The sequence below is a fragment of the Blastococcus xanthinilyticus genome (assembly GCF_008124835.1).
Taxonomy (GTDB): domain Bacteria; phylum Actinomycetota; class Actinomycetes; order Mycobacteriales; family Geodermatophilaceae; genus Blastococcus; species Blastococcus xanthinilyticus.
Genome location: NZ_VNHW01000017.1, coordinates 37,868 through 49,595 on the forward strand (window position 1 = coordinate 37,868; position 11,728 = coordinate 49,595).

Here is an 11,728-nt window from a genome sequence, read left to right on the forward strand (position 1 = left end):
AGCCTGGTCACACGGTCGCGCCCGGGTCCGCGACGCGCCGCGGACCCCGCCCGGAACCCGGAACGGCCCCTTGCGCGGCAACCCCGCGGTGCCTACGGTCATGGGGCGGTTCAACCACAAGCCGTGATGCCAGTGCCGGTCGTCGTGTCGTTCGCGTCCCGCAGGCTCACTGGTCCGGAGCACGCCCCGAGAGGCCACCCGTGACCGCTTCCTCGATCGACCGCCACACCGTTTCCGCCCTGATCTCCCTCGAGGTGTCCGGGCCCGCCGCCCTGCCGCGCGTGACCGTCACCGGCGAGGTCGACTGCACCTCCGCCCCCGAGCTGCGCACGCTGCTGGACCAGCTGATCGCCGCCGCCCCCGCCGAGATCGTCGTCGACCTCACCGGCGTGACGTTCCTGGACTCCGCCGGGCTGTGCGTGCTGGCCGCCACCCACCGCCAGGCGGTGGCCGGCGGCGGCCGGCTGCGCGTGCTCGCCGCGAACCGGGCCGTGGTCCGGCCGCTGCAGATCACCGGGCTGTGGCAGCTCCTGCGCGGCGAGCAGGTCGGCGCCGTCGCCTCCTGACCCGCCGGTCGGGGGAGCGTCGCCCGCTGCGGCGGGGGCCCTGCGCGCGGTGGCCGCGGTCGCCGGGCAGACTCGGGGCGGAGCGTCCGGTTCCCGCCGGGCGCCGGTTCCCGACGAACGAGGAGGACCCCGTGCGCGATGCGGTCATCTGCGAGCCCCTGCGGACGCCGGTCGGCGGTTTCGGGGGGTCGCTGCGCGACGTCCCCGTCCAGGAGCTCGCGGCCACGGTGATCCGGGCCCTCCTCGAGCGGACCGGGCTACCCCCCGAGTCGGTGGACGACGTGCTGCTCGGCCACTGCTACCCGACGATGGACGCCCCGGCCCTCGGCCGGGTGGCCGCCCTGGACGCCGGCCTGCCGGTGACGGCCTCGGGCCTGCAGGTCGACCGGCGCTGCGGCTCGGGTCTCCAGGCGGTCGTCTACGCGGCCATGCAGGTGCAGTCGGGGACCTCCGACGTCGTGCTGGCCGGCGGCGCGGAGTCGATGAGCAACGCGCCCTTCTACTCGACCGCCATGCGCTGGGGCGTCAAGTCCGGCCCCGGCCTCCTGCTGGAGGACGGGCTGGCCCGCGGACGGGTCACCGCCGGCGGCCAGAACCACCCGGTGCCCGGCGGCATGCTGGAGACCGCCGAGAACCTGCGGCGCGACTACGGCATCGGCCGCGCGGAGCAGGACGAGTACGCCGTCCGCAGCCACCAGCGGGCCGCCGCCGCCACCGCCGAGGGCCGGTTCGCCGACGAGATCGTGCCGGTGACGGTGAAGAGCCGGAAGAGCGAGACCGTCGTCGACCGCGACGAGCACATCCGGCCGGACTCCTCGGTGGAGACGCTGGCCAAGCTGCGCCCGATCCTCGGGAAGAACGACCCCGACGCGACGGTCACGGCCGGCAACGCCTCGGGCCAGAACGACGGCGCCGCGATCGCGATCGTCACCCACCCGGAGAAGGCCGCCGAGCTCGGGCTGCGCCCGCTGGCCCGGCTGGTCTCCTGGGGCGTGGGCGGCGTGCCGCCGAAGACCATGGGCATCGGCCCGGTCCCGGCGACGGCCAAGGCGCTGGCGCTGGCCGACGTGAAGCTCTCCGACGTCGACCTGATCGAGCTCAACGAGGCGTTCGCCAGCCAGGTGCTCGCCGTCGCCAAGGAGTGGGGCTTCACCGACTCCGACTGGGAGCGCACCAACGTCAACGGCTCGGGCATCTCCCTCGGCCACCCGGTCGGCGCGACCGGCGGGCGCATCCTCGCCACGCTGCTGCGCGAGATGGACCGCCGGGAGGCCCGCTACGGCCTGGAGACCATGTGCATCGGCGGCGGGCAGGGCCTGGCCGCGCTGTTCGAGCGGGTCTGAAAGAGGACCCCTGCCCCCGCCGGCTCGCGGCGGGAGCAGGGGGCCGGTCCTTCCCTTCATCCAGAGGAGTGCTGCATGTCCCAGCCCACTGCCCGCGTCGCGATCGTCACCGGGGCCGCGCGCGGCATCGGCGCCGCCACCGCCCAGCGGCTGGCCGGCGACGGTTTCGCCGTCGCCGTGATCGACCTGAAGGAGGACGACGCCCGCGCCACGGTCGAGGCGATCGAGGCGGCCGGTGGCCGCGCGCTCGCCGTCGGCGCCGACGTCGGTGACGCCGACCAGGTGCAGGCGGCCGTCGACCGGATCGCCGCCGAGCTCGGCCCGCCGGTGGTGCTGGTCAACAACGCCGGCGTCACCCGGGACAACATGCTGTTCAAGATCAGCGACGCCGACTGGGACGTGGTCATGCACGTGCACCTGCGCGGCTCGTTCCTCATGTCCCGCGCCGCGCAGAAGCACATGATCGACGCCAAGTGGGGCCGGATCGTCAACCTGTCCAGCACCTCGGCGCTGGGCAACCGCGGGCAGGCCAACTACGCCACCGCCAAGGCCGGTCTGCAGGGCTTCACCAAGACCCTCGCCATCGAGCTCGGCAAGTTCGGCGTCACCGCCAACTGCATCGCACCCGGATTCATCGCCACCGACATGACGAAGGCGACCGCCGAGCGGATCGGCGAGGAGTGGGAGCCCTACGTGGCCAAGCGCGCGGCGGCGATCCCGGTCGCCCGCGCCGGTCAGCCGGAGGACATCGCGCACACCGTGTCGTTCTTCTGCAGCGAGGGCGCGGGCTTCGTCTCCGGCCAGGTCATCTACGTGGCCGGCGGCCCGAAGGCCTAGCTGGACTCATTGGCCTAGCTGGACTGATCGGCCTAGCTGGACGGATCGCGGTCGGGGTAGCGCGCCCGCGCCAGGGCGTATCCGCCGAACGCGGCGAACCCCGCCGCGATCCCGCCCAGCAGCCAGGGCCCGGCGCCGACGCCGGCGATCGCCGTCATCGCGCCGTCGAGCCCGGTCGCGGTGGAGACGTCGGCGGAGGTGGCGGCCCGCCACAGCAGCACCCCGACCAGCGCGAACGCGATGCCCTTCGCCAGGTACCCGATCCGCCCGGCCACCTCGATCACCGGCTCCCACCGGTCCGGGGCCGCGGGCAGGTCGATGTCGCGCATGAAGCCGCCGGTGCAACCACGCACGAAGGTGTAGAGGCCGACGGCGACCACCCCGGCCGCGGCGGTGCCGACGAGCAGCGCCCCGCCGGGGATCAGCAGGGTGTCCTCGGTGAGGTCGCGCAGCCGCTCGTCGGCCTCGTACTCCAGGCCGAGGGCGAACAGCAGCGCGGTGAGCCCCAGGAAGCCGTAGACCGCGCCCTTGGCCAGGCACTTGGCGCAGACCACCGCGGTGCGCACCCGGTGCGCCGGGTCGAGCAGGCCGTGCCACCACAGCAGCACCTCGGCCGCCTGCCAGAGCGCCAGCGACAGCATGCCGAGCCCGATCGCGATCAGCAGCAGCCGGCCACCGGGTCCGGCGGCGACGGTGAGCAGCGCGCCGGTCTGGTCGGCGTCGGCCCCGCGCAGGCCGAGTGCCATGCGCAACGCGAGGAACGCGATGAGCAGGTGCATGACCCCGTAGGCGAGCAGGCCGGCGCGGGCGAGGTGGACGAGGACGGGGGAGTCGGTGACCCGGCGGATGCGGACGACGACGTCGTGCAGACGGTGGCCCAGCGCCCGCAGCGACGGCGCCGGAGGGCTCACGTGCGCTCGGGGTACCGGGCGCGGACGAAGCAGTAGGCACCGAAGGCGGCGATGCCGAGGGCTACCAGCGTGAGCAGCACCTGCCCGGCGGGTGCGGAGAGCACCAGGTTGAGGGCGCCGTCGAGGCCGTCGGCCTTGGAGGCGTCGAAGGTGATCGCGGACCAGATCAGCAGCCCCCCCACGACGCCGAGGGCGACCCCCTTGCCGGGGAAGCCTGCCTGGCCGAGCCGGGTGACCAGCTTCCGGGCCGAGGAGGAGCAGCCGGCGAGGTCGATCTCCTTGAGGAAACGCTTCGAGATCCCCTTGTAGACGTGGTAGACGCCGACGCCGACGACGACCAGGCCGATCGCGCCGACCAGCCACCGCCCACCGGGCCAGCCGAAGACGCCGGCCGCGGTCTGCTGCGGGGTGCTGGAGCTGCTGCTCTGCCCGGTGCCGGTCGCGTAGCGGAAGGCCGTCACCGCGAGCACGAGGTAGATGACGGTCTTGGCGGCCGCCTTGCCCGTCCGCTCCGCTGCCTGCTTGCGGCGGTCCCCGGACGCCGACAGCCCGTGCCACCAGCGCAGGATCTCGGCGGCCTGCCAGAGGGCGAGCGCGACGAGGCCGACGGTCAGCACCCACAGCAGCGGCTTGCCCAGCGGCTGCTGGGCGAGGGTGGCCAGCGCCCCCGACTGGTCGGCCTCCTGCCCGGCGCGTCCCCACGCCAGCTGGAGCGCCAGCCAGGCGATGAGCAGGTGCACCAACCCGTAGGCGATCAGCCCGACGCGGGCCAGGTTCTCGAGCGTGTCGCTGTTCCCCGCCCGTCCGGCCTTGCCGGCGGCCGACCGGGCGTTCCCCTGCACGCTCATCACGGGATCTCCTGTCTTCAGGGCGCACCGCGTCGTGCGCGGAGATGATCAGCGTGGCACGACGCACGTCCCGGTGCCTCTCCGCCGGGCGTCCGGCGTGAGGGACACTGGCTCCGTGGCGAACGGAACCGGAATCCTCTCGGCCGGCACGGTGGGCATGGCGACCCCGGAGGTCGCGCGGCGCACCTGGCCCCGGTGGCTGGCCCTCGGAGCCGCGATGGTCGCCGTCGCGGTGATCGCCGTCGCCTGGGACGCCGCCGGCGCCCGGCTGCTGCTCGGTGCGGTCGGTGCCGGCCTGGTGCTCCGCGGCGCGGCCCTCCTCCGCAGCGGTAGCTCGGTGGCCGGTGAGCCCGCGGTCGACCCGCGTCCGCTCGGGGTCGCCGCCGTCGCGCTCGGCGCGGGCGCGCTGGTCGTCGCGGTCGTCTCGGCGGCGCTGTCGGCGTCGGTGCTCCTGGTCGGGGTGCCGGTGCTGCTGCTGGCCACCTCCGTCGGCCTGCTGGCCCGCGGCGGCACGGCCCGGCGCGGCGGGCAGGCGCTGCTGGTGTGGTCGGTCCTGGTCACCGCGCTGCTGGTGGTCACCGGCCTGGCGCAGGACTGGGACCGCGCCGCCGACGTCGCGACGGTGGTGGCCGCGCTGGCCGTCGCCGTCCTCGGCATCCCGCTGCTCGTCGGCGCGGTGAACCTGCGCACGGTCGCCAACACCCCGCCCGCCCCGGCGCGCGCCGGCTGCGGCGGCTGCGCCTGCGGCGCCGGGGGCTGCGGCAGCTGACGTCACGTCCCCGGGGCTCCCGGCGGGCATACCCGCGGCGCCCTGGGTAAGGGCGGTCCGTGGGGGGACACGTCTTCGTCGTCGGCGCGGATCTGACCCGGCTGTCCTGCGACGACGTGCTGGTGCCGACCGACCGGTCGCTCCGCGTCGCCCGCAGCTGGCGGGCCCTCCTGCCCGACGAGCTGGTCACCGACTCGCGGCCCGACGGCGACTGCGTGGGCATGTCGTGGAACGGTGCGGAGCGGGTGCTCGAGGTGCCCGGTGGCGGCGCCCGGCGGACCTGGCTGGTCGACACCGTCGACGACGGTGGCCGGGGGCTGCCCTGGCTGCTGGAGGGTGCCCGCGAGGCGCTGGCCGCCGTCGCCCGGCGGGAGGTGCCCGAGCCGGTGCACGGCCGGGCCCGGCGGCTGGTCGGGCTGCCGGCGCTGGGCACCGGCTGGGGCGGCGCGGCCGGCCAGCGGGGAGCGCTCCTCCAGCAGCTGCTGCCGGTGCTCCGGGGCGCCGCCGAGGAGCACGGCTTCGACGTCGCCCTGGTGCTGCGGGGTCCCAGCGACCTCGCCGCCGCCCAGCGGGTGCGGCGGGGGGAGGACGGCGGCTGGGAGCTCCCCGAGCACCTCCGCGAGCTGGCGCGGCAGCTGGGCGAGCGCGCCCGTCGCGGTCAGCTGGCGCTGTTCGTCGGGGCGGGGGTGAGCGCGGCGGCCGGGTTGCCCACCTGGGAGGAGCTGGTCGACGAGCTGGCCGCCCGCTCCGGGCTGGACGACGCGCTGCGGGAGGGGCTGTCCCGGCTGCCGCCGCAGGATTCCGCCGCGCTGCTGGCGCGGGAGCTCGGGGCCGACCGGATGGAGGAGTTCGTCGCCGAGCGGTTCGGGCCGGGGTGCTACTCGCTGGCGCACGCGCTGGTCGCCGACCTGCCGGTGCAGGAGTTCGTCACCACCAACTACGACCCGCTGGTCGAGCTCGCCGCCACCGACATCGGCCGGGACGTCACGGTGCTGCCCTACGAGGAGGCCCAGCCGGGTCAGCCGTGGCTGCTCAAGCTGCACGGGGACGCCGCCCATCCCGAGAGCGTCGTCCTGACCCGCGAGGAGTACCTGCAGTTCGGCAGCACCGGAGCCGCGCTGGCCGGCGTGCTGCACTCGCTGCTGCTCACCCGGCACGTGCTGTTCGTCGGTACCTCGATGCTCGACGACGACCTGATCCGGATCGCCCACCAGGTGCGCACCGCGCTGCAGACGCAGGGCCCGGGCACCGCCCGCCGCACCGGTACGGTCCTGGCCCTACGGGAGGACGTGGCGCGGGCCCGGCTCTGGGAGCGGGACGTCGAGACGGTCGCCATGGCCCGCGCCGACGGGTCACCGGCCGAGGCGGCCCGCCGCCTGGAGGTGCTGCTGGACCTCATCGGCTGCCTGTCCACCCCGCCCACCGGGTACCTGCTCGACCCCGCCTACCGGGGGCTGCTCAACGACGAGGAGCGGGCACTGGCCGGGTCCCTGCACGCCGTCGCCGAGGCGCTGCCCGAGGACGCGTCGTCCACCGCCGCGCTCGAGGTGGCCGGCCTGCTGCGCCGGCTGGGGCACGGCAGCTCGGCCGCGGACGGCGACGGCGCGCCCCCGGACGTCGCCACCCGGGGCCGCGACGACCGGACGCAGGAGCAGCGCCCGGGCTGAGCGTGGTTGCCCGTCGCGGCCGCTGGGCAGGCAGCTGTGCATGCCACGTCTGGAGAACGGCCTGAAGTTGCTCGCGAAGGGCTACGCCTGGCTGCCCGACGAGCGCCGGCGCAGCGGCGCCCGCACGGTGGCGACCCGGCTGGGCGGGATGCCGGCGTACGGCATCCAGGGGCCCGACGCCGCCCGGTTCCTCTACGACGAGGACCACGTCCGGCGGTCGCACGCGATCCCCGAGCCGGTCCAGGGCACGCTGTTCGGCAAGGGCGCGGTGCACACCCTCGACGGGGAGATGCACCACGTGCGCAAGGCGATGTTCGTGGCGCTGCTCATGCGGGAGGACGGCATCGCCTCCCTGGTGCGCGAGGCGACGGACGCCTGGGACGCCGCGGTGCCGGACTGGACCCGCCGGTCGCCGGTCGTCCTGTTCGACGAGTCGAGCCGGGTCATCGCCGGCTCGGTCGCCCGCTGGGCCGGGATTCCGGTGCGCGACGACGAGGTCTCCGCGCTGGCCCGCGACCTGATCGCCATGGTCGACGGCTTCGCCACCGCCGGGCCGCGCCACGTCCGGGCCCGCCGGGCCCGCGGCCGCCGCGAGACGTGGCTGGCCCAGCTGGTGCGGGACGTGCGCAGCGGGGTGGCGACGGTGCCCGAGGGCTCGGCGGTGGACGTGGTGGCCCGGCACCGGGACGCCGACGGCCAGCAGCTGGACTCCCACGTCGCGGCGGTGGAGCTGCTCAACATCATCCGGCCGACGACGGCGGTCGCCTGGTTCCTGGCCTTCTCCGGGCACGCGCTGATCCGCTGGCCGCAGCACCGGGACCGGCTGGCCGGCGGCGACCCGGCGTTCGCGGAGGCGTGGGCGCACGAGGTGCGGCGGTTCTACCCCTTCGCCCCGTTCATCGGCGGGCGCGCGCCGAAGCAGGTCGAGTTCGACGGCCAGACGATCCCGGAGAACGCGATGGTGCTGCTGGACCTCTACGGGCAGAACCACGACCCCGAGCTGTGGGGCGATCCGTACGCCTTCCGCCCGGAGCGGTTCCTGGACCGGAAGATCGGCGAGTTCGAGCTGGTCCCGCAGGGCGGTGGTGACCCGCGCACCAACCACCGCTGCCCGGGGGAGCAGATCACCATCGCGCTGCTGGGGGCCCTCGCGGTCCGGCTGGCCCGGTTGGGCTACGAGGTCCCCGAGCAGGACCTCACCATCGCCCTGCACCGCATCCCGGCGCGGCCGGCGAGCGGCGTCGTCCTGGACGTGACCGGCTCGGCCTGACCCGGACCACCCCTGCCACGGGTCAGCGCGGGTCGAGCCCCTTGAGCTCGGGCGGCAGCCCGCCGGGGTGCACGACGCCGAGCCGCTGGGTGGCGCGGGTGAGCGCGACGTAGAGGTCGTTGTGCCCGCGCACGCCCTCGGTGAGGATGCCGACCGGGTCGGCGACCAGCACCGAGTCGAACTCCAGGCCCTTGCTCGCCTCGGGGGTGAGCACGACCGGGCCCGCGGTGAGGTCGCCGTCGGCGGTGGCCGACGGCACCCGGGCGCGCACCGCCTCGGTGACGGCGGTCAGCCGGCTGCGCGGCACGATCACCGCCAGCGTCCCCTCGGCGGCGTCGAGGCCCGCTGCGTCGGCCGCGACGGCGTCGGCGACCTGCTCCTCGGCCACCTGCCGCGCCCAGGGCCGCTCGCCGGTGGACCGGACCGACTCCGCTGCCGACGCGTCCGCCCCGCCGGCCGCCAGCACCTCGGCGGCGACCTCCATGATCTCCGCCGGCGTCCGGTAGTTGACCGTCAGCTCCACCAGGCGCCAGCCCTGCCGGTCGCGCGGACCCAGCGCCGGCTCCAAGACCTCCGCCCAGCTGGACGCGCCGGCCGCCGACCCGGTCTGGGCGACGTCGCCGACCAGGGTCATCGACCGGGTGGGGCAGCGGCGCAGCAGCACCCGCCAGGCCATCGCGGAGAGCTCCTGGGCCTCGTCGACGATCACGTGGCCGTAGGTCCAGGTGCGGTCGGCGGCGGCGCGCTGGGCCGTCGACCGGGTGTCCCGCTCCTCCTGCCGGTCGGCCAGGCCCTCGGCGTCCAGCAGGTCGCCGGCGGAGAGCTCCTCGGACTCGTCCTCGGTCTCCCAGTCCGTGGAGCGGGAGCCGTGCAGCAGGTCCAGCGTCTCCTGGGCGTCCCGCAGCCGGCGGTCCCGCTCCCGGCGGGCGGCGGACCGCTGCGCGCTGTCGTCGACCCCGAGCAGCTCGTCGGCCTCCTCGAGCAGCGGGATGTCCGCCGGCGTCCACGGCGCCGCGGTCGGGCGGGCGAGCAGGGCCCGGTCGGCATCGCTCCAGCCGCGGGTCGCCGCGGCCAGGCGCTGGGGGGAGGCGAACAGGTCGCGCAGCAGCCGCTCGGCGGTGAGCCGCGGCCAGAGCCGGTCGACCAGCGCGTGCACGGCGGGCTCGGCGGCGACCTCCTGGCGCAGCGCGGCGCGGTCGCCGGAGCCGAGCAGGTTGGCGCCGCCGAGCACGTTCTGGCCGAGGACGTCGGTGTACTTCTGCGCGACCAGGTCGACCACTGCGCGGGCGAACGCCGGACGCGCCTCGTTGTGCAGCCGGGAGACGGTGCGGGCGCGGCTGCGGGCGCGGGCGGCGTCGGCCTTGGTGAACCGCACGGGGGTGCCGTCGATGGTCAGCGTGGCCGGCTGGTCGAGGACGGCCTGGCGGCCGCGCACGGCGGCGGCGACGACGGCGACCATCGTCGCCCGCCCCTTGACCTCGGCCACCTCGGGGCGCTCCGGGGCGTGCGCGGTCAGGCCCGGCCGGAGGCTGCCGAGGTCGGCCAGCACCACGCCGGTCTCGCCCAGGGAGGGCAGCACGTCGGCGATGTAGGTGAGGAAGGTCGGGGACGGGCCGACGATGAGCAGCCCGCTGCGGGCCAGCCGCTCGCGGTGGGTGTAGAGCAGGTAGGCGGCGCGGTGCAGGGCGACCGCGGTCTTGCCGGTGCCCGGCCCGCCCTGGACGACGAGGACGCCGCGGTGGTCGGCGCGGATGATGCGGTCCTGCTCGGCCTGGATGGTGCGCACGATGTCGCTCATCCGGCCGGTGCGGGTCGCGTTCAGGGCGGCCAGCAGCACCGACTCACCGGCCAGGCCGGAGCGCTGGGCGAGGTCGGGATCGTCCAGGTCGAGGGTCTCGTCGGTGACGCTCACGACCGTGCGGCCGCGGGTGCGGATGTGCCGCCGGCGGCGGACGCCCTGGTCGTGCAGCGGGGTGGCCGTGTAGAACGGCTGGGCCGCGGGCGCGCGCCAGTCGACCAGCAGCGGCTCCTCCCGGCCGTCCTCGGCACCCAGCCCGATGCGCCCCACGTAGCGCGGCCGGTCGCCGTCGTGCCGGTCCAGCCGGCCGAAGCACAGGCCGCTCTCGGCGGCGTCGAGAGCGACGATGCGCTGGGCGTGCAGCTCGACGGCCGCCTCTCGCTCGCCGATCGCCTGGGGGTTGTGCGGCACGGTGGCCAGCGCCTCCGCCAGGCGGGTCACGGTGCGCGCCCGCACCTCGTCGAGCCGCTGGTGCAGGCCGGTGACGTAGATCTGCTCCGCCGCGATCCCGTCGTCGTGGGGCTCCGCCGGCCGGACTGTCGACAACCTCGCACCGCTCTCTCCTCGCACGGGGGGCGCGACCTGCCTCCCGCTGCCGTTCCCGGCAACTCCCCATGTGATCACAGCGTTCCCGCCCGGCCGCGGACACCCGTCACAGCCACGGCGGCCGGCGGAATTAGTTTGCTCCCAAGCGCAACTCTGCGGACACCTTCCCGACACACCGGCTCCCTACCGTCGGCAGGGTCACCGGAGAAGGGGGTCGAGGGCCATGAGCACGACGACGGAGGAGCGGACCACCTGGGTCTGCGACAACTGCCACGCGCACGAGCCGGCCGCGCGCAAGCGCTGCCGCGACTGCGGCACGTCCCGCTACTGAACCGGGGCGCGCCGCCCGATCCCACCGGCCGGGGGCGGCCCGGTCGCCCGGTGCCTCACCGGGCCGGTGGTGCCCCGCGCAGGCGGACCACCGCGGCCCGGTAGCGCCCGCCGCCGCGGAGGCGCCACGCCAGGCGGGTGCCGCGGGGGAGCCCGTGCAGCACGCGGGTGCGCTCGCCGGCGCAGCAGTCCTCGAGCGCGAGGCCGAGCACGAGCAGCCGCTGGCGGGCGCTGAGCCCGCAGCGGGCGGTGCGGACGACGGCCGCCCAGTCCGCGTCGGGGAGGTGGGCGTCGAGGAGCGGGAGCAGGGTGCGCTCCTCCTCGGCGGTCTGCGCGTCGACGGCGTCGGCGACCCGGCGGCACGCGAGGGCGAAGGCGGACCGGGCCCGTCCGCTGCCGGCCACCGTCCACTGCCGTGCGGTGGTGTCGAGGTCCCGGAGGGCGGCGTCGATACCGGCGCAGGCGTCGGTCCACGCGGCGACGGCCGCCTCGGCGGCGGGCCGTTCCGCGGCCGGCACGCGGCGCAGCAGCGCCGGCCACAGGGCGTCGCGCTCCACCGCGTGGTGGTGCAGGAGCACCCGCGTGACCAGGCCCGCGTGGCAGGTCAGCAGCCCGGTGCGCGCGCACTCGCCGTCGGGGGCCCACGTGGCGACGTCGGCCAGGGTGCGCAGCTCGCGGCGCACCAGCTGGTGCAGCACCTGCTGGTAGGCGGCCGGGCGGCCCGGCGACGGGGGAGCCGGGGCCGGCGCGGGCGGGGCGAGCCGGTCGGCAGGGAGCCGGGGCGTCGGGACGGCGGGGGAACGGACCGCGACAGCGGTCATGGCGCGCACCTCGATCGGCGGT

Annotated in this window: 10 protein-coding genes; 6 read left to right on the forward strand and 4 right to left on the reverse strand. The window is 76.0% G+C overall.

Going from position 1 to position 11,728, the window contains the following annotated elements:
• Positions 1–200 precede the first annotated feature (200 nt).
• The 3 genes from BD833_RS19915 to fabG all read left to right on the forward strand — a co-directional run bounded on the left by BD833_RS19915 (position 201) and on the right by fabG (position 2,746).
• On the forward strand, positions 201–566 hold the full coding sequence (locus BD833_RS19915) for an STAS domain-containing protein (protein WP_166534904.1): 366 nt from the start codon (positions 201–203) through the stop codon (positions 564–566).
• A 131-nt stretch (positions 567–697) separates the two neighbouring features.
• Complete coding sequence (locus BD833_RS19920; RefSeq protein ID WP_166534905.1) at positions 698–1,909, forward strand: acetyl-CoA C-acetyltransferase; 1,212 nt, start codon at positions 698–700, stop codon at positions 1,907–1,909.
• Between the two features lie 75 nt (positions 1,910–1,984).
• A complete protein-coding gene (gene fabG, locus BD833_RS19925) occupies positions 1,985–2,746 on the forward strand; it encodes a 3-oxoacyl-ACP reductase FabG (RefSeq protein WP_166534906.1) in 762 nt (253 codons plus the stop codon).
• A 32-nt stretch (positions 2,747–2,778) separates the two neighbouring features.
• On the opposite strand, the gene BD833_RS19930 is transcribed toward fabG, so the two are convergent.
• Both BD833_RS19930 and BD833_RS19935 read right to left on the reverse strand, forming a co-directional pair.
• Positions 2,779–3,657 carry a DUF1206 domain-containing protein gene (locus BD833_RS19930; RefSeq protein ID WP_243737835.1) on the reverse strand — a complete coding sequence of 293 codons (879 nt, stop codon included), beginning with the start codon at positions 3,655–3,657 and terminating at the stop codon, positions 2,779–2,781.
• Complete coding sequence (locus BD833_RS19935; RefSeq protein ID WP_166534907.1) at positions 3,654–4,505, reverse strand: DUF1206 domain-containing protein; 852 nt, start codon at positions 4,503–4,505, stop codon at positions 3,654–3,656. The genes BD833_RS19930 and BD833_RS19935 overlap by 4 nt, the downstream gene beginning before the upstream one ends.
• Positions 4,506–4,620: 115 nt before the next feature.
• Between BD833_RS19935 and BD833_RS19940 the strand changes: the two genes are divergently transcribed.
• The 3 genes from BD833_RS19940 to BD833_RS19950 are packed head-to-tail and all read left to right on the forward strand — an operon-like array spanning position 4,621 to position 8,211.
• The gene (locus tag BD833_RS19940; RefSeq protein ID WP_166534908.1) at positions 4,621–5,274 is read left to right on the forward strand and encodes a hypothetical protein; all 654 of its coding nucleotides are present in this window, start codon (positions 4,621–4,623) and stop codon (positions 5,272–5,274) included.
• Between the two features lie 59 nt (positions 5,275–5,333).
• Positions 5,334–6,941 (forward strand): SIR2 family NAD-dependent protein deacylase, encoded by a 1,608-nt coding sequence (locus BD833_RS19945; protein ID WP_166534909.1) that lies wholly within the window; start codon positions 5,334–5,336, stop codon positions 6,939–6,941.
• Between the two features lie 40 nt (positions 6,942–6,981).
• Positions 6,982–8,211, forward strand: coding sequence for a cytochrome P450 (locus tag BD833_RS19950; RefSeq protein WP_166534910.1), 1,230 nt, complete (start codon positions 6,982–6,984; stop codon positions 8,209–8,211).
• A 22-nt stretch (positions 8,212–8,233) separates the two neighbouring features.
• Here BD833_RS19950 and BD833_RS19955 read toward each other — a convergent pair whose 3' ends face one another.
• A complete protein-coding gene (locus BD833_RS19955) occupies positions 8,234–10,555 on the reverse strand; it encodes an ATP-binding domain-containing protein (RefSeq protein WP_243737836.1) in 2,322 nt (773 codons plus the stop codon).
• A 386-nt stretch (positions 10,556–10,941) separates the two neighbouring features.
• A complete protein-coding gene (locus tag BD833_RS19960) occupies positions 10,942–11,706 on the reverse strand; it encodes a hemerythrin domain-containing protein (RefSeq protein WP_166534911.1) in 765 nt (254 codons plus the stop codon).
• Positions 11,707–11,728 lie beyond the last annotated feature (22 nt).